This window comes from Chitinophaga costaii, assembly GCF_900094705.1.
GTDB classification, from domain to species: Bacteria; Bacteroidota; Bacteroidia; order Chitinophagales; family Chitinophagaceae; genus Chitinophaga; species Chitinophaga costaii.
In genome coordinates this window covers 1-16,572 of the sequence record NZ_FMAR01000018.1, presented here as the reverse complement: position 1 = coordinate 16,572, position 16,572 = coordinate 1, and the positions used below count along the sequence as shown (strand labels likewise).

Here is a 16,572-nt window from a genome sequence, read left to right as displayed (position 1 = left end):
TCATTGAGCAGGCACCGGCGCTACTATTTCAAACATATCGGGCTGTTCTTTTACATATTTCACTTCCAACTTATCTCCTTGCTGGTATTGTGTCTTTCTATTGTCCAATACCCGGTATATTTTCACGCCGTCTACACTGTATTCTAACAATGCATCGCTATGCTGCCGGTTATTGATGTACCGGGTAGTCCTGCTTGCGGCGCTGGTTTTATAATTACGTACATCCGTAACCGTAGCTACCGCAGTGTCGGTGGGGAGGGCGTTCAGGAACTGCTTTACCCGATGGCTACTAGCAATTTGCAGATAAATATGCCCGCCCACAAGTGAAAATACGGGGAGTATAACAAAGATCACCCACAACTCCGGCCCACGCGGGCCATTGGCCTGTAAGGACTTCATGCGCTGATTAACAGGAGGTATATTGAGTACAAGAATGGTGAGTAAGATGGCAGCAAGGATGAGGACTGTGATGGCAGCCATGTTAAAGAAAACATCGTTTTTATAATCGTAATAATAATCTATATAAAATAAGGCCGCCAGGTACAGCAAACAGACAAGCAGGGCCACAAATACACTTTTTACCGCTAAAAAAAATGACCATACCAACATGCAAATACCAGCACCGAGCAGCAGCCCGTCAAATAAAGTAAAGCCAATGTCCATATATCCATTCCGGCTTATAGTATAAGCATAATATAACAAAGCAGCAGCCAGTACCGGCAACACCACTATCAGCCATCCCTTCACCATGTTATTCCGGCTTTTCCCAGCGGACTTTTTGGATATAGCATCTTCCGTAGGCACCAGCACTATGCCACCCATATAAGCTTCATTGGCATAACAGGGATAGCCGCCTACCAGGCAGGCATGTTCTTTACCATAGGTTTTGGTAGCCTGATTATAGGATTGAAAACCGCCGGAAATGCCTTCATTGTAGAACGTAAGCTTTTCCCCTTTTACATTTACCGCTTTTCCTATACAGTCCTCGCATAACCTTACAGGATAACGAGGATTAAAAGGCAATGCTGCTTCGCATATAAAACAATGGTCGTTTTCTTGTGTTTCATGAGGCATATTGACTGCTTATTTATGGTTTAATACAATAAGGGTGTTAAGGATATTATGGTGTTAAAGAGTGATATTTTTCAATATAACCATTAAAAAGTTAAGGCACACACAGCCTCAGCCAAGGCACAATATTAACGTCAGAATGGGGACGAGCGTAAGGTATGCCTGGGCCAACTTTAGGGAAAAGTTCTTTTGCCTCATTTTGGGGGATTTTGGTTGTATGCCTGATCTTAAACACCTGAATTTGTGATATTTCTCATCGGCTGCTTAAATCTATTACATTTTTTCGTCTTTTAATAGTGCTGATATTAATTTCACAATAGCCGAATGCAGCCCTGCTTCCGGAAAAGGTAGCATACTGGTTGTTGTTAATTTATATTTTAAGAGTAAGTACCATGGAATAGTCAACAGGTATAGACATCATCTGTAGGCAAAGGATGTTGAGGAGATTCACTATCAAAAGGAGGCGGCTTATCTTACTCCTTAATATAAGCCAGCTTCACCCCTTTATAGGCTGGTTTTAGCAACTGCTGTTGTAAGTTTTCAAAAATCTTATAAGGCCCTTCCGTGGCAAACATATTCACCAGCCATGCGGGTAGCGATCCTCCCGGATCTACATGGAGGGTATAGATCACGCTCAAATAACCGTTTACCAGTGGGGTGATCACCCATTTTCCCATTGAATTTTCTATCCGTACAATACCTGTTTTTACCGGCACCATCCCTCCCACTGCAGGCCCATCTACGGTTACAACTTTAGTGACCGGGTGCTGCGTTACCGTTAAATGCGCCACAAAATCCCTGTTCTGAATAGGCCAGGGTAAATTTACTTCCGAGTAATAATAAAGTTCGGATGGTGAAACTTGCTTTACCAGCACTGCCGATTTGGTGTGATAAACCCACTCCGGTGCGCTCTTCACATCCAGTAGCAATGTAATAAACTGTGAAAGTGTTGACTGTACATTGCAGGATACTTTCACTGCCTTCACTTTAGAGTCTGATAAGAGGCTGGTATAAATTTTAATGCCTCCCTTATCCGTATTCAATTTCCAGTCCGTTTGCGCCATCGCCGTATTCATACCTGCTACTAGGCATAACATTACCCATCTCATGTACATCTTCTTGCCTTTTGTATTTAATTATTGCCGCTACAAATTTAAACGGAAAGCAGCAAACACCGGCATATTAATTCCAAGGCAGCACCTGATCCCCCTTACCCATGGTACTTTGGGCGTGTACCGGTACCGGACATTTAACAATTTTAATAGCCGCGGATGCGTATATTTGTTCAGATGAAATGGCTCCTCCTTTTTGCGGTTATTTTAACGAAGACGGTAGCGGCAAATGCACAGTCGCCCTACCCTTTGGGCATGATGAATACATATCCATACGGCTTTGGGCGCACTAGTCCTGTGATGGATACGAATAACCTTCGTTCCAAATGGTCGCTCACGAGATATGCCAGCATTACGACTGGCTTTGTTGCCTTCAGGGGTGGCAGCGGCTCCTTTTTATCGGCCCCGCTGGGATGGCAGGTTAACCGGCAGCTCACTAATAACGTAAGCGCCTTTGGCGGAATATCCCTTTCACCCTCCTATTTCTACAGTAACAGCGCCTTTTACCAACAGGGCATTAAAAACCGCAGCTATATGAGCACGAGCAATTTTGGCGTTTATCCTGCGGCGCAACTAGGCTTGATGTATATGAATGACCAACGAACGTTTTCTATTTCCGGTAGTGTAAGCGTGAGCAGGGGCAGCTTAGGCGGCTATCCTCCCTTTTAACTTTTTTTGTCTGGCGTTCGGTAACGCCCACAAAACAGCGAAGCCATCTAAAAACAAGTTAGATGGCTTCGCTGTTTTGTATAAAGAAGCTTATGCTAATAGTATGCCGGGTGTATTCTCTATTTGGTTAGGCGAAACGAACACCCGGTATGTGGCAACCACAGCATCCATACAGGGCTTGCACTCCAGGCAAGTAAACGATAGCTTTCCTTTCGGATACCTCCACAAACAGACGAACTTAAAAGCTTAACTTGGTGCCCATTAAATACCACTATTAAAACACTAGATCATGGAAATAGGAATAGATAGTTTTGCATCAGCCATGTACGGAACTAACACCCTTAGTAGCGTGGAAGCCATGGAACAGTTGCTGGAAAGAATTGTAAAGGCCGATGAAGCAGGGTTAGATATTTTTGGCATAGGCGAACATCATAAAAAAGAATTCCTCGATTCTGCCCCGGCAGTTATACTGGCCGCAGCAGCAGCCCGCACAAAACGCATCCGGCTTACCAGTGCCGTAACGGTGTTGAGTACCGCAGACCCGGTGCGTGTTTACCAAAGTTTTGCTACGTTAGACCTGGTGTCAAAAGGGCGTGCAGAACTGGTGGTAGGCCGTGGGTCTGCCATAGAAGCCTATCCCCTCTTTGGTTTTGACCTGGATGATTACGATGCGCTGTTTAAAGAAAAGTTAGACCTGCTGCTCCGCATTCGTGACCAGGAATTCATAACATGGTCTGGTAAGTTCAGGCCTGCCTTACACAACCAACCCGTTTATCCAAGAGCATTACAGGAAAAATTGCCCGTATGGCTCGGCGTAGGTGGCACGCCAGCATCATTTGTCCGCGCAGGCACCTTAGGGCTGCCCTTAATGGTGGCTATAATTGGTGGTGAAACAGAACGTTTTCGCCCGCTGGTAGAGCTGTACCGGGAAGCCGGACGTAAAGCAGGTTTTACGCCGGAACAATTAAAGGTGGGCCTTCACTCACCGGGCTACGTAGCCGCAACAGATGAGCAGGCCATTGAGGATTACTATCCGGGCTATATTGAACTTTGGACCAAATTAGGTAAAGAACGCGGCTGGCCGCCCGTTACCCGCGCACAGTTCAATGCCTCCGTTGCACCCAGGGGCGTATTAGTCGTGGGCGGACCTGAACAGGTAGCCGAAAAGTTATTAAGACACAGCAAAGCATTGGGCGGGGTAGACAGGTTTACTTTTCAAATGGACAATGCCGGACTTACGCATCAACAATTGTTAGGCTCAATAGCACTTATCGGCCAAAAGGTGATTCCCCTGCTTCACCAAGCCCTGTAAGACAATACAGGTGTTAGCGAAAAAAGCAGGCAAAAATTACAAGATACATTTATATATAACTATATAAATATTAATAATATATATATAATAAATATTAAACACACATATGTACTAAACGTAAACTGGTCTTAACAAACCACGCCATTTCCTGACTGCCAACAGCAATCCAGCAAACAATGTCCTAAATTGTATGATTTATGTCCTTTGAGACAAATCAGCCTTGATGTAATTTTGGGCAATGAACAGGAGGAAAATGAAGGAAGACGAACGCCCACAGAAAAAGCAGGTAGTCATTGTAGCGATGACCAGCCAGCTGCTGCTCGATATTACGGGCCCGGCCGACGTTTTTACCACTGCCGATAAATGCCTGCAGGCGCTTGGTACTGCTCATGGATACGATGTTATGATCGTGGCGCCCACTGCAGATAAAAAAGTAATTTCCGAAACCGGCCTTGCGTTCTCCTGCAAATTATGTGCAATGGATATCCATACACCTATTGACACGCTCGTGATTGCAGGAAATGATTATTGGGAAGGTAATGAAACAGTATTTGAACCATTTTATACGTGGCTTTCAGGGATCAACGAAAAGAATACCCGACGTATCACATCCGTATGTGCGGGCGCATTTTCACTGGCTAAAGTGGGCCTGCTGGATGGTCGGAAAGCTACTACACACTGGAACCTCAGCGAGCAATTAAAAAAACATTATCCCCGCATAGATGTTGATGCAAATGCATTCTTCATTCATGACGGCCCTATTTACACTTCCGCCGGCGTGTCTTCCGGAATAGACCTGGCGCTTGCGCTGGTTGAAGAAGATTTTGGCAAAGACATCGCCATCAAGGTGGCCAGGCACCTGGTGTATTACCTGAGCAGGCCCGGTTTCCAGGCGCAGTTTGGCAGCCTGCTTCCCCTGTACGAAAATTCCAACATAGGGCAAAAACTACAACATTGGCTCAGCGATCACTTACAGGAGCCGGTGGATGTAGGCAAAATAGCTGCACATTTTAACATGAGTGTGCGTAATCTAACCCGTGTGCTGCAAAAACAAACCGGCATGCCACCCGCGAAATTTATTGAGAAACTGCGGGTTGAAAAAGCCCGGAAATTGCTGGAGAATACAGACCTATCCCTCGAAAGAATAGCGGAACAAAGTGGCCTGGGAAATTTAATATCCATGCGGCGAGTCTTTTTAAGGCACCTCATGACCACACCCTCCGACTACAGACGGGCATTCCGGACCTCCCTTAATACACCTGAAATAAAAGAACTGCTTCCTATCAAATCATGGGATTCTTTTAACTAATCGACGCAGCAAAAAGATTCCAACATGCATGGTGCTACTATGTGTGAATGGCTGACTGCTGCCCGGTGGTGCTGATCCACAGCAAGGAATAAATCTTATAATGTTATGTTTACAAATTTTCAAGTATGTACTTTTTTCTTTTAGTGCTTCACTCATTTATGCGTTGGCTGGTACTGGTCATTCTTGTATATGCCATTTTTACCGCCGCTCAGGGCCTGGTTAAAAAGCAACCGTTTTCTAACAACGCAAATGTTATTCGTCATTGTACAGCTACCATCGCCCATCTTCAGCTTGTGTTGGGTATTACACTTTATTTTCAAAGTCCTGCCGTAAAATTTCTATTGTCAGACAGTCCTGCTACGTTAGTAAATGAGGGAACGTTTTTTAGATATATTCACATATCCCTGATGCTGGTAGCAGTAGTGGTTATCACCATCGGATCTTCCAGGGCAAAAAGAATGGAAAATGATCCGCAAAAATACAAGACCATGCTCACCTGGTTTTCCATAGGGCTGCTCTTGATATTGATCGCTATTCCCTGGCCTTTTTCGCCACTTGCACACCGCCCATTTATCAGGAATTTTTAATTGTTCACATCCCTGTTTAGCACAGTAAAATTTATATTTCTTTCCTACATACACAAACATTTTACATCATGGAATTATCCATCAAAACACAAATAGGACGGCTAAGACTGATCAGTTATTTAGAGGGCATTTCCCTGCTTATTCTCATCGGCATCGCCATGCCGGTTAAATATATTGCAGGCAATCCATCCATGGTAAAAGCAATGGGGCCTGTGCATGGGATGCTGTTTGTATTATTCATATTCAATACACTCAGCGTGGGGGTAGAACACCAATGGAAATTCCGTCATACAACCTGGAAGGTACTGCTGGCTTGCATAATACCGTTTGGTACATTTTATATTGACAAGCACATTTTAAGTAGAGTAGCAGAAGGAGATGCACAAAAGAAAGCATTATAATTATTTGGGGAGGGCAACTTCTATAGCCAAAGCCTTGCTATAGGTATTCAATGCAGCCTTTGCAGTGCTATAGGCCATGGTAGATTCCCAGATAGGAAACTGACTGCTGGTAGTGGATATATGAATAATTACCCCACTTTTTTGATGCAGCATGATAGGAAGCAGGGCACTATCCAAACGCACAGCAGCCAGCAGGTTCACTTCCAGGGCTTCGTCCCAGTGCTCATCCGTTAAGGTGTTCAATGAAAGAAAGATAGCATCTCCCAATATTACGCACTATCTTGAAGTAAATTGTTTTCCGACCTACATGATCGTAGATAGAAAGGGAAATATTATTTTTAGCAATTGTGGGATAGAAGGGTTTAATGAATTATAGCAGATATTGATGAGTAAAAGCTACTAATAACCGTTGCGCACACATAAAAAAGGCCAGCCTTAGCGCTGACCTTACCATTCATGTGTACAGGCATTATACCTGACGCATTACCATCCGATCACTTGTCCAGGAAAGGCAGCAATTTATCCAGCAGCGCCGCCGGTTGTTCTTCCTGGATAAAATGACCACAATTTTCGATAACGCCGCCGGTAACATTGCTTCCAAGTTGTTGAAAACTCAAAAGGGTACGTGCACCAAAGCTCTTTTCTCCACCCAACGCCAGGATGGGCATTGCAAGTTTTCGCTGTGTATTTGTCTTATTCGTTTCAATGTTTTGCAGGGTGGCCCTGTAATATTCCATGGCGGCATGCAATACAGCTGGGTGCTGGTAGGACTTTACATATACGCCAATGTGTTGTTTATCGAACGGCACTTTGTTATACGCATCTTCTGTAAAAAAATAACTTAGATAAACGTATTCCTTTCCTTGAATGAGTTGTTCCGGCAGCCCAGGAACGTTATGAAAGGCAAACCACCAGAGGCTACGCCCATTTTCCGGCAATAAAGGTAATTGTTTCATTTGCTCCGTTTCCACAGGCACATCCAGGAATGCTACTTTGTTCACCTCCTGTGAATAAGTGGATGCGTAACCGTAAGCTAACTCCACGCCTAGATCATGGGCCACTATGCTGGTGTTAGAGTACCCCAGGCTAAGCATAAAATCATGTAGTAGTGCAGCGATGACCTGCTGTCCATACCCATGGGGTGAGGGCAAAGATTCCCCTAACCCTGGCAGATCAATGGCAATGACGGTATGATTTTTCGACAATTCCGAAATAATAAACCGCCAGGTATAAACAGTTTCCGGAAAACCATGCAGCAACAAAACAGGCGCACCCTTCCCAGTGCGTAAATAATGGATGCGGGTTCCATCAACAGTTTTGTCCTGCATTTTATAATTCCAATTATCATTTGCCTGCGCAAACAGCGAGGTTCCTGTAAAAAGCAATAGCGCCACCATCCCCCATTTTAATAAAATCTTTCTAACTGTCATATCGTAATAATTTAATTTGTGCAAATGTAGGTTAACACTTACCTTTAGTCAAGTACTTACCAATAAGTTAAGTGCTAACTTTTAAGTAAGTTTTGTTGATAAACAGTATATTATCAGATAATAAAAAATGGAAAAGATTTATAAAATAGGATCGAAAACATTCAATTGCCCGGTAGCACTGGCTAGTAATGTCATTAATGGTAAGTGGAAATTGCAGATTATTAACCTGCTATCTTCCGCAGAAAAGGTTCGCTATCATGTTTTAAAAAATGATATCGTTGGTATATCCGAGAAGATGCTCATTCAACATCTGCGCGAATTGGAAGCAGACGGCCTGGTATCTCGCAAAGTATATCCTGTGGTGCCTCCAATGGTGGAGTATGCACTAACGAAGGCTGGCAAGAACTTCGTACCTGTTATATCTTCCTTAAGGGAATGGGGGGAGCAATATAAGAAGTGAATGTTACTTCCATGCGTTGTAAGGCACCCATTGGTTTTGATTTCTACAAGTCGTAAAGCATACATACACAAGGAGGTCCCTCCGGCTGTTTAATAGAGTAGCATCCCACCGTGACTGAACCGACCATAGTTAAGGACTGGGATGTAATTTTTTCATGTGCCGTCTTTACTATATTTTTATAGTCAGCCTCATCATATATAGTATAGGTAATAAAAGCATGCATTAATGTATTGGACATTCCCTTGTTAAACTCCTGAAAATGAATTATAGTTTACGCATATTAAGATCAATACTTAACATTTCTTGTATGTTATATGCCCTGAATGGCATAGCACAGACGCCGGTTATAAAAATAGAATTGGATACAATCCAGGATTTCCGCCCATCATTTACATCAATTTCCAACACTATTCCTGAACGTATTTGGCCAGCACAGGGTGAGACGCTTGACAGTATATTGTGGTCGACTTATTTGCCAGGTAAACGGCATTTACAGGATGCATATCAGGCAGGATGTCCGCCTATTGACAAAGCGTTATTCATATTGGAGAAAAGAATAGGAGATGCTGTAAAGCTATGCCTGTTAAAAAAACATAATCCCTTTCTTACCAATACGATTCCCTAAATAAATGGACGTACAATAATGTTCTGGATTGGGCTACCCCAAAGTTAAAAATAAATGTACCTTATTGTGAAAATAACCAGGTCGTAAATGGAGTATGGGAATTTTATTTGATTCCGGTTAAAAGGCCGGGTAGTACATTTAATGATCACCGATTAAATGAAATGCCATTATTCATTTCCTCTCTACAAGAAAGAGTCTCGACATTGAATAATGCGCTCTTGTATTTTTCCGATCCGCATAAGTGGTATGCTGAAGATAGTATTGTCCAGATCAAGATCAAGGAAGATGGTAAATTCCAATCTGACAAATTAAAAGATAAGCTACATTATAAAAACAGCTATAAAATAAAGGATACGCTAATAGTAGATAAAAAGTCATACCAGATTGATAGCATTGACCAGGAGTGGCGCTACGCCTATCTGCATCCGCTAGCAGCGTTGAGTACGCCACAACTACCTGAGCAATACATACAAGCATTACTACCCTATTTTACTAAGGCTAAAGATAAAATGGTTATTGATTTTTGGGGAACCTGGTGTGCACCCTGTATCGCATCCATGCCACAAATGAAAGCGCTCTACGAAAGGACAGGAAAGGACGTTGATTTTTTAAGCATTTGCGTTGATGATGCCAAAAATTTAGCATTATCAAAAACCATCGCTTCAGCACATGGAATACAGTGGCCACAACTGTTCAATGAAAGAAAGATAGAATCCCCAAATATTACGCACTATCTTGAAGTAAATTGTTTTCCGACCTACATGATCGTAGATAGAAAGGGAAATATTATTTTTAGCAATTGTGGTATAGAAGGGTTTAATGAATTACAGCAGATATTGATGAGTAAAAGCTACTAATAACCTTTGCACTACATAGAAAAGGCCAGCCTTATCGCTAACCTTACTTTTCATGTGTTCCGTATTGCTGCTGGGATACTCCCCTCCGTCTCAAAGCTTTCGTAGACCTTCACCGAAAATGTCAAATATTACTAATAACATTGGATAAATTTCGATATTCTTTGAATTTTGAGACAAGAATCATTGCCCGGTACCCGCCATTTTACTTTTTTATGCCTTTATAATTCGATTATTAACATTGTCCGTAAGGAATCTTCTCATGACATCTGCCTCAGCAGCATCCCGAAGGGAGAAATGCCACACGCGTTGCTCTATTTTAATAAAAACGGGTATTCGTTGTATTGCCGGAAGTCTAATGATTGGGTATCATTCAGTCGCTTGTTATTCCTATCGAAGGAAATGGCGATCCTGGATGAATTAATTTGCATAAAGCTACTGTCGAAATGCCGCTTGCCTACCAGGGAAACAATGAACGCACAACGCGCCACACCATTTCAAACATGTTGCCATCATTAGATACTAATTTTCCGATCCTTATACACCTGGATTTCCGAGCCTTCCGCGAGGAACACGGAAGTCGGCTCATTGCCTTGTAAGAATCTAAAATCGGTCCCGTAACAAGCTTCAAAATTTACATCCATCATATAGCTGTTTACAGGATAGAGTTGCCAGGGATCGTGCGCGACCTGGTATTCAGAGAGCTGCGGGCCACGCGCCCCGTAGCCCCAGAAGTGTTCAGTGATAAATTCTTCCTGACTTCCTGCGATCAATGTAAATGGTTTATTCGCCGCCGTTACACCGAACCGGTTCCAGTCCCCTTTCTTCCATTTATATTCCACCTCCAGAGTTTCCGGGGCAATGGTAATTGTATGGCGCATGGGAAAGGTTTGATAGCATTCATCGTAAAAGGTGTTGGCAACAAAGGTAACCATGCGCAAGGGAACGAATTCGCGGATGAACACCACTCCCCTTTTCCAGTTGCCGCCATCTTTATAGCGGACATAGAACCGCAGGTTGACTTCTTCAAAGTCCTGGTGGAATGGGATCCTGCAGCCCATGACACAGGTCCGTTCGAACATAAAGGCGACGAGCGACACGTAACAGGTGGCGTTCCAGGTATCAAGTTCAGTGCCCCGTGGCACATACCGTTGCAACAGGCCGGGGTCCACCGCGTAGTTAGCCATCGCGAGCTTTCGCCATTCAGCCGTCAGGAAAATCGAGTTAGACATATGAGGTTAAGTTACGGGTTTTACTCAAATAAAATTCCTGCATATTCCGGCAGCCTACGATGGTGAGTATTCTACCCTTACAAACTAAATAGCACCTTTGCTGGGGCAATAGAGGATACCTCGCAGTAGACCCTTTGCTATAACATTATTTTTAATTGTTTGTCCACCCAATGCAAGATAGCTTCTTTCATTTCGGTAAATTTTGCGGTAGGCAGTAAAATAAGGGGAGTGGTAACGGGCAGGTGCATCCTGCTGCCTGCCCGGAAAGGATTAACGGATACGGTTCATATTATCATTCACTTCCTTGTTCTTAAACACGGCTTTCTTCACTGAGCCCAGGGTGTACCGGATATTCAGGGAGATCTCCCGTACATCTTCGTAGTAGATCACATTGGAGGACACGGCGTTTGCTGTTAATTTCTCCGAGAAATTAAGACCCCGGTAAACATCGTTCAGGTTCAGTGTTACCACCAGTTTGTTATTGAACGTTTTGGAGGCCCCAAGGTCAAGGGCAGACAGCGCGTTTCTCCTGAATATGCCTTCGTACCGGCCCGTCAGCACCCAGAAGTTGGCAAAGACGTTAACATCTTTTGGCAGGCTGAATTGGTTACCTGTATAAAAATAAACGTACGGGGTGGTCTTCAGGTTTACGGAGTTGGCATCGGAAGTTTTGTTCACCGTACCGGTAAGTATATTGGTGGAGTTCCATTTCTTTACCGTGAATGGCACGGTAAAGCTCAGGTTAACCCCTTGTTCCTTATCGAAGTTCTGATCGATAACCTGGAACTTATTGGCGCTGGCATCAAAACTGGCGCTGTAATAGACCGGGTTCTTTTTTATGTATCCCACCAATTGTACAGAGTTGTTCCCCAATTGAAAGGTAGCTCCTGCTTCATCGGTAATGGTAGGCACCAGATTGATGTTGCTGGCCCATTCAAAGAATGGATTGATGTAAGTGATGATCTGGCTGAGGTTTGAGTAATTAGGCCGGATAATAGACCTGCCATAGTTAAAGCTCAAAGTGCGGGTGCTGTCTACCTGGAACCCGATGTTGAATTTAGGGAAAAGCTGGAGGTTATGCCGGTCTATCGTGAGCTGATCATCGTTACTGAACTTCCCTGCAGCATCGGCTTTTTCCAGCCGTAAACCCGCATCAATACTGGTATGGCCGATCTTTGTACCGAATTGTGCATATCCGGCGCCGATCGCTTCCGCGTAATGATACAGGGTATGCGTGTGGTCCGCCGCTGATTTATCATCAATGTCCAACACGGCATCTGCCCATGCTTTGGTATAACTTCCTCCAAATTCGAGCTTACTGTTTTTTCCTAACTTTTTGGCGAATTCCAGCTTGCCGCTGCCTGCATTCAGGCTGAAGTCCTGCAGGCGTTGCTGCGTAAAGACCATAGGTGCATCGTCGATACTATTGTAGATGTTGCTGGAAAGGTTTCTTTCAAAGTGGGAATACTGGCCGCCAAAGAACATATCCAGGTTGTTTTTTTTGAACTGCTTGAAATAGTTCAGACTGGCGTTGTAATAGGGTTTTTGGGTGCCGTTGTCCGTATACGTAAGGGCATTGGTCGTAACGTCCATGTTACGCAGGTCGGAATTGGTGTTGATGGCAAAGGTTTCATGATGGATCCGGGTATTGCCGGACAGAGACAGGTAATCGTTGTCATTGAACTGGTAATGCAGGCCGGCGCCCAGCAGCCACTGTTTCCGGGGGCCTTTGGACACCACGGTGTAGTCGGAAGAGATATCCTGACCTTCAATACCAAATTCGTTACCGTTACTTTCCCAAAGGTTAAAGTGGTTATACTGCGCATTCGCTCTAAGTTCCAGCTTATTTTTCCGGTAGCTTACTTCCGCACTGGTACTGTTCTGGAAATACCGTCTTTGGGCAACGTTCTCCGTGAGATCAATTTTAAATCCATCCCTTTGGCTGAACTTACGGGTCACCAGGATCACGGCGCGGCCCTCTGATTCGTACCTCGCGGAAGGATTGTTGAGGATCTCTATACTTTTTATTTCATGTACGGGTATGGATTGAAGATCGCTGATGGTAATGCGCTGATTGTCTAGGTAAATGAGGGGCATACCTTTCCCTAAGAGCGTCAGGCTTTCGCCGTCCGGACCTACCTGCAGCCCCGGCAGTTTGGATAATAAACTCATAGCCCCAGAACTGGCCTGCAGGATAGGGTTGTCGACATTTACCCGGATGTTGCCGTTACTCGTCGTAAATATTTCCTTGTTACCGTACACCTGTACTTCGTCCAGTACCCTGGATCTGGTGGTCAGCGGCACAATAATACTGGTATCGCCACTGACCTGGAGGGGCTGTACGGTTTCATTATATCCTGCACAAACGATCCGGAGCAGGTACAGCCCTTTTTCAGCCAGGTCCAGTTTAAAGCCGTTATTGGTTACAGGCGCTATTTTAAGCACCGCGGAATCCGGTGAATGTAACAATGCCACATTGCCTACCACCACGCTCTCGTCTGCCGGAAGCTGAAACCTGCCCGATACCGTGATCTGTTGCTGGGCATGTGTAATGGTGGAAAAAAACAAAAGGCTTCCGGATAACAAAAGTGAGTAAAATGGGATTTTACGAAACATCAATACGGGGATTATAAAATGGTTATTCAAAATCATTGGTCCATAACGTGGCCGTTTCCTGTTCCCGTTGGGGCATCAACATATCCGGATTTATTACGACTTGAGGGTTTTGTAACAGGTTCCCGGCTAACAAAACAAAACGGGCATTCATATAACTGTTACTTTCCTCATCAAACAACGACAGGTTAAACAATAACATCAGTTTAGTCTGTCCATTACCGGAGAAATTAAAAAAGAGATCGTATTTAATTTTCCACCCGTATAATACATTTTCTCCCTGATCTATCCTAATATTTTGCTCATTTTCATTCCATTCACCTGCGCTGACCATCATATCAAATACAGGATGGCGAGCCGGTTCGCCGGTGTTGCCGGCCAATCCCACCACCCTACTGAATGGGTAGGACTGCTATTCAAGTTCCGCGGTGAGCACCTCCATGGTTTCTGCCACCAGCTGCGAGAAACTTTTGGCCGTATCAACAGGCCGTTTCAGCACGATCGTATTGACGAACAACCCCGGCATTTCCTGGAGTTCCGGCATTTCCCGGCCGGCAGCCGGCGCGCCGGTGATGATGGTATCTGTACCGGAAAGTTCATGTAACAGTATATGTACAATGGTCAGTAGAATGCTGTACTGGGCATACCCTTTTCTGCAGCGAAAGCTTCCAGCCGGGCAAGCACAGGTGCTGGCAGGCCTTGCTGACCTTCTGACAAGCGGTGGCTGTCGGCCCGGCCGTATCCAGCTGTACCGCTTTTACGCCGCCATAATTTTCCAGCAAGGCACTCATCCCGGCAAGCGTGATATGCAGGAAGATTGCATGCAGCGGTAACGCAACACCGCTCGCCTTGCGCAACAGGCCCGTTAACCGGGTCACCATCAGCGAATGCCCTCCCAGCTCAAAGAAAATGTCGTTCCTGTTGTGTTCCTGTACAGGAACAGGAATTTCGCGTGTCATAGTGCGTGTACTTTGTTTGTCCAAAAAGGTGGCACAAAGCGAAAAAAGCGACAACCTGCGAAAAATCTCGTCTATAAAAAAGGTGTAAATCAACGATTTACACCTTTTGACCACTTGGTCATTTTAACCTTTCGTGCCCAGTAGCGGAAGATTTTCGAACCAAATGACATTGATTATTAATAGTATGTGTAAGCCAGATCGATAATTATCAAATTTATAAGGACAAGGTTAAATAGTCATAATCGTTTTACTGCATTTTAAATCTAAAATAACTGTTTTACAGTATTAATGAATAGATCTACTGTAAACATGGAGATATGACATCAAGGTCAGTAGGTAGTCAATGGCTAAAAGAAAAATATAATTTAACAGGTTATATCTTAACGCATTGCTCTTTCATTGGGAGTAACGATTCTATAGAAGTTACGAACAAAGGAAACATTGAACAGGTATATAGCAGAAAGTATGCTACTGTTAAAGATACTCCGTTATTGCATCTGGAATTTTCATCAGCGAAGTCTTATTGTTTACTCACCAACATCTTCGTCAGGACATCAAACTGCGGATTCGATGCGAACTCGAAATACATACGAAAATATAAATAGCGGGGTGAGTTATAGGCGGTTTTACAAAGTCAACCGAAACCGCCGCGGAAACATAAATATTTTTCCCCTCTTGCGGTATGCCCTTATAGACGAAATAAGCCACTTCGAATAGTAAGAAAAATCTGCATCATTATCCTTAGAAAAAAGCTCAAATATGTCACCACTCCAGTCTACCACCGTGTAGGAATAATACCCGTCAACCTTTCCCGTTCCCCATAGAAGGCTATCCGTGGTTCTATACATGGGGTATCCAGTGCCGTCTGTCATGAATTTTTTATAGTTGTCATCATTCCAGGTGTAATCGCCATCAAAGCCTCTCCAATAGAAATGCATTTGAAAAACATCTTTTCCATTTGAGTATCTATCATCGTCACCGGCTAGATTGTCGCCTGATATTAATTTAAACCCCGGGGGAAACGAAGCTTATCCTAAAGATGTTGCCGTGTACAGCAGGAAGAAAAAACTGAAATAGTATTTCATAAGTTAACAGGAGTGGGTAATGATTTAATCCATTAGTGCGTGATATTGGAAGTAGCCGGGCTTGATGTATAGTTTTGTTATCTATATAGGCCGACGGGCTGCTATTTCACTCATTGCTTTAAACGAGATGCCAGCGCTAACAAGTATAAAGGCAACAATAAGTATCACTACCCAGGTGCCGATGATATTCTTATAGCGCGGTAGCTTATCAAACTCCTTAAAGTAATGTTTCCAACCATCGTTCGATATAAAGGCAATCGTATTAACTAAAAACACTACCACTCCCAAAACAATCATCTGTAAAGGAGTAAGTTCATTCTTTGGATCAATGTATTCAATGTAATAGAACTTCAATGAGACTATAAACACCATTTCTAACATAGCTATAGCCGCAGCCGCAGCCATATCGTGGGGAAATACTGTATGCGCCCAATCCGTACACTTATAAAATTTATAAAACAGGTAGAAATAAGCTTTCTTTATCATCATCATATTTATAACACTCCGGATTCCATTATAACTTGCCTCCATCTACTGGCCCCAAAAAGCCAATCGCTGTAAACACTCCATTCTCTCCGGCCTGGCCCCAAGTTTTTGCGCCTTTATAAACGCCATAGAGATCTAAACCAGTTCCTATAATTGCCCCACCAATACCGGCAGCTTTCCCTATTCTTGATAAGCTAAATGTCTTAACATATTGGTTATCCATGAACACCCGGCCACTTTGGGTAGCTCCATATAATGCTAAATTGGAACCGTGAGGTGGGTCGATTTTGCCGGACAGTGAAGTCTCTTAGGTTAAAGATATATTTTCCAAATGTAAGAAAGGGCTTTAAATTTAATTTGATCTGAA

The 16,572-nt window shown here is 43.8% G+C and carries 19 protein-coding genes; 8 read left to right on the top strand and 11 right to left on the bottom strand.

Annotated features, from left to right (window positions below; genetic code table 11):
- Positions 1-1,074 carry a hypothetical protein gene (locus GA0116948_RS18860; RefSeq protein ID WP_089715118.1) on the bottom strand — a complete coding sequence of 358 codons (1,074 nt, stop codon included), beginning with the start codon at positions 1,072-1,074 and terminating at the stop codon, positions 1-3.
- Positions 1,075-1,544: 470 nt separating this feature from the next.
- Positions 1,545-2,186: an START domain-containing protein gene (locus GA0116948_RS18855; RefSeq protein ID WP_249260578.1), complete on the bottom strand. Its 642-nt coding sequence runs from the start codon at positions 2,184-2,186 to the stop codon at positions 1,545-1,547.
- 174 nt (positions 2,187-2,360) lie between these two features.
- Between GA0116948_RS18855 and GA0116948_RS18845 the strand changes: the two genes are divergently transcribed.
- The 5 genes from GA0116948_RS18845 (at position 2,361) to GA0116948_RS18825 (ending at position 6,461) form a co-directional block, all read left to right on the top strand.
- Positions 2,361-2,852 carry a hypothetical protein gene (locus GA0116948_RS18845; protein WP_089715114.1) on the top strand — a complete coding sequence of 164 codons (492 nt, stop codon included), beginning with the start codon at positions 2,361-2,363 and terminating at the stop codon, positions 2,850-2,852.
- A gap of 289 nt (positions 2,853-3,141) precedes the next feature.
- The gene (locus GA0116948_RS18840; RefSeq protein WP_089715112.1) at positions 3,142-4,164 is read left to right on the top strand and encodes an LLM class flavin-dependent oxidoreductase; all 1,023 of its coding nucleotides are present in this window, start codon (positions 3,142-3,144) and stop codon (positions 4,162-4,164) included.
- Between the two features lie 238 nt (positions 4,165-4,402).
- Positions 4,403-5,473: a GlxA family transcriptional regulator gene (locus tag GA0116948_RS18835; RefSeq protein ID WP_089715110.1), complete on the top strand. Its 1,071-nt coding sequence runs from the start codon at positions 4,403-4,405 to the stop codon at positions 5,471-5,473.
- Positions 5,474-5,598: 125 nt separating this feature from the next.
- Positions 5,599-6,060: a hypothetical protein gene (locus tag GA0116948_RS18830; RefSeq protein WP_089715108.1), complete on the top strand. Its 462-nt coding sequence runs from the start codon at positions 5,599-5,601 to the stop codon at positions 6,058-6,060.
- Between the two features lie 68 nt (positions 6,061-6,128).
- Positions 6,129-6,461, top strand: a complete 333-nt coding sequence (locus GA0116948_RS18825) for a DUF3817 domain-containing protein (protein ID WP_089715106.1) — start codon at positions 6,129-6,131, stop codon at positions 6,459-6,461.
- On the opposite strand, the gene GA0116948_RS18820 is transcribed toward GA0116948_RS18825, so the two are convergent.
- Positions 6,462-6,704 (bottom strand): SDR family NAD(P)-dependent oxidoreductase, encoded by a 243-nt coding sequence (locus GA0116948_RS18820; protein WP_240619232.1) that lies wholly within the window; start codon positions 6,702-6,704, stop codon positions 6,462-6,464.
- Positions 6,705-6,955: 251 nt separating this feature from the next.
- Positions 6,956-7,891 carry an alpha/beta fold hydrolase gene (locus GA0116948_RS18815; protein ID WP_089715102.1) on the bottom strand — a complete coding sequence of 312 codons (936 nt, stop codon included), beginning with the start codon at positions 7,889-7,891 and terminating at the stop codon, positions 6,956-6,958.
- A 127-nt stretch (positions 7,892-8,018) separates the two neighbouring features.
- Between GA0116948_RS18815 and GA0116948_RS18810 the strand changes: the two genes are divergently transcribed.
- From GA0116948_RS18810 to GA0116948_RS18800, 3 genes are all read left to right on the top strand, one after another.
- Entirely contained in the window at positions 8,019-8,351 is a 333-nt protein-coding gene (locus GA0116948_RS18810) for a winged helix-turn-helix transcriptional regulator (protein WP_089715100.1), read from the top strand.
- Between the two features lie 307 nt (positions 8,352-8,658).
- The gene (locus GA0116948_RS18805; RefSeq protein WP_089715098.1) at positions 8,659-8,976 is read left to right on the top strand and encodes a hypothetical protein; all 318 of its coding nucleotides are present in this window, start codon (positions 8,659-8,661) and stop codon (positions 8,974-8,976) included.
- 161 nt (positions 8,977-9,137) lie between these two features.
- The gene (locus GA0116948_RS18800) at positions 9,138-9,833 is read left to right on the top strand and encodes a TlpA family protein disulfide reductase (protein ID WP_089715096.1); all 696 of its coding nucleotides are present in this window, start codon (positions 9,138-9,140) and stop codon (positions 9,831-9,833) included.
- Positions 9,834-10,345: 512 nt separating this feature from the next.
- On the opposite strand, the gene GA0116948_RS18795 is transcribed toward GA0116948_RS18800, so the two are convergent.
- The 7 genes from GA0116948_RS18795 to GA0116948_RS18760 all read right to left on the bottom strand — a co-directional run bounded on the left by GA0116948_RS18795 (position 10,346) and on the right by GA0116948_RS18760 (position 16,428).
- The gene (locus GA0116948_RS18795) at positions 10,346-11,062 is read right to left on the bottom strand and encodes a YqjF family protein (protein WP_089715094.1); all 717 of its coding nucleotides are present in this window, start codon (positions 11,060-11,062) and stop codon (positions 10,346-10,348) included.
- Positions 11,063-11,332: 270 nt separating this feature from the next.
- Positions 11,333-13,678, bottom strand: coding sequence for a TonB-dependent receptor domain-containing protein (locus GA0116948_RS18790; RefSeq protein ID WP_165798511.1), 2,346 nt, complete (start codon positions 13,676-13,678; stop codon positions 11,333-11,335).
- A 22-nt stretch (positions 13,679-13,700) separates the two neighbouring features.
- A complete protein-coding gene (locus tag GA0116948_RS18785) occupies positions 13,701-14,012 on the bottom strand; it encodes a hypothetical protein (RefSeq protein ID WP_165798510.1) in 312 nt (103 codons plus the stop codon).
- 75 nt (positions 14,013-14,087) lie between these two features.
- Positions 14,088-14,282 carry a condensation domain-containing protein gene (locus GA0116948_RS21830; RefSeq protein WP_394336949.1) on the bottom strand — a complete coding sequence of 65 codons (195 nt, stop codon included), beginning with the start codon at positions 14,280-14,282 and terminating at the stop codon, positions 14,088-14,090.
- The gene (locus GA0116948_RS18775) at positions 14,272-14,634 is read right to left on the bottom strand and encodes a phosphopantetheine-binding protein (RefSeq protein ID WP_089715086.1); all 363 of its coding nucleotides are present in this window, start codon (positions 14,632-14,634) and stop codon (positions 14,272-14,274) included. Before GA0116948_RS18775 ends, GA0116948_RS21830 begins: the two co-directional genes overlap by 11 nt.
- A gap of 1,166 nt (positions 14,635-15,800) precedes the next feature.
- Positions 15,801-16,211: a hypothetical protein gene (locus tag GA0116948_RS18765; RefSeq protein WP_123891839.1), complete on the bottom strand. Its 411-nt coding sequence runs from the start codon at positions 16,209-16,211 to the stop codon at positions 15,801-15,803.
- 22 nt (positions 16,212-16,233) lie between these two features.
- On the bottom strand, positions 16,234-16,428 hold the full coding sequence (locus GA0116948_RS18760) for a hypothetical protein (RefSeq protein ID WP_089715079.1): 195 nt from the start codon (positions 16,426-16,428) through the stop codon (positions 16,234-16,236).
- Positions 16,429-16,572: the final 144 nt, after the last annotated feature.

Bases quoted from the DNA above. Each gene is read 5' to 3' on its own strand.
- GA0116948_RS18790 (WP_165798511.1), bottom strand. From the start codon at position 13,678: ATGTTTCGTAAAATCCCATTTTACTCACTTTTGTTATCCGGAAGCCTT.
- GA0116948_RS18825 (WP_089715106.1), top strand. From the start codon at position 6,129: ATGGAATTATCCATCAAAACACAAATAGGACGGCTAAGACTGATCAGT.
- GA0116948_RS18795 (WP_089715094.1), bottom strand. From the start codon at position 11,062: ATGTCTAACTCGATTTTCCTGACGGCTGAATGGCGAAAGCTCGCGATG.
- GA0116948_RS18810 (WP_089715100.1), top strand. From the start codon at position 8,019: ATGGAAAAGATTTATAAAATAGGATCGAAAACATTCAATTGCCCGGTA.
- GA0116948_RS18815 (WP_089715102.1), bottom strand. From the start codon at position 7,891: ATGACAGTTAGAAAGATTTTATTAAAATGGGGGATGGTGGCGCTATTG.
- GA0116948_RS18840 (WP_089715112.1), top strand. From the start codon at position 3,142: ATGGAAATAGGAATAGATAGTTTTGCATCAGCCATGTACGGAACTAAC.
- GA0116948_RS18860 (WP_089715118.1), bottom strand. From the start codon at position 1,074: ATGCCTCATGAAACACAAGAAAACGACCATTGTTTTATATGCGAAGCA.
- GA0116948_RS18830 (WP_089715108.1), top strand. From the start codon at position 5,599: ATGTACTTTTTTCTTTTAGTGCTTCACTCATTTATGCGTTGGCTGGTA.
- GA0116948_RS18835 (WP_089715110.1), top strand. From the start codon at position 4,403: ATGAACAGGAGGAAAATGAAGGAAGACGAACGCCCACAGAAAAAGCAG.
- GA0116948_RS18805 (WP_089715098.1), top strand. From the start codon at position 8,659: ATGTTATATGCCCTGAATGGCATAGCACAGACGCCGGTTATAAAAATA.
- GA0116948_RS18845 (WP_089715114.1), top strand. From the start codon at position 2,361: ATGAAATGGCTCCTCCTTTTTGCGGTTATTTTAACGAAGACGGTAGCG.
- GA0116948_RS18855 (WP_249260578.1), bottom strand. From the start codon at position 2,186: ATGTACATGAGATGGGTAATGTTATGCCTAGTAGCAGGTATGAATACG.
- GA0116948_RS18775 (WP_089715086.1), bottom strand. From the start codon at position 14,634: ATGACACGCGAAATTCCTGTTCCTGTACAGGAACACAACAGGAACGAC.
- GA0116948_RS18800 (WP_089715096.1), top strand. From the start codon at position 9,138: ATGCCATTATTCATTTCCTCTCTACAAGAAAGAGTCTCGACATTGAAT.
- GA0116948_RS18785 (WP_165798510.1), bottom strand. From the start codon at position 14,012: ATGATGGTCAGCGCAGGTGAATGGAATGAAAATGAGCAAAATATTAGG.
- GA0116948_RS18760 (WP_089715079.1), bottom strand. From the start codon at position 16,428: ATGGATAACCAATATGTTAAGACATTTAGCTTATCAAGAATAGGGAAA.
- GA0116948_RS18765 (WP_123891839.1), bottom strand. From the start codon at position 16,211: ATGATGATGATAAAGAAAGCTTATTTCTACCTGTTTTATAAATTTTAT.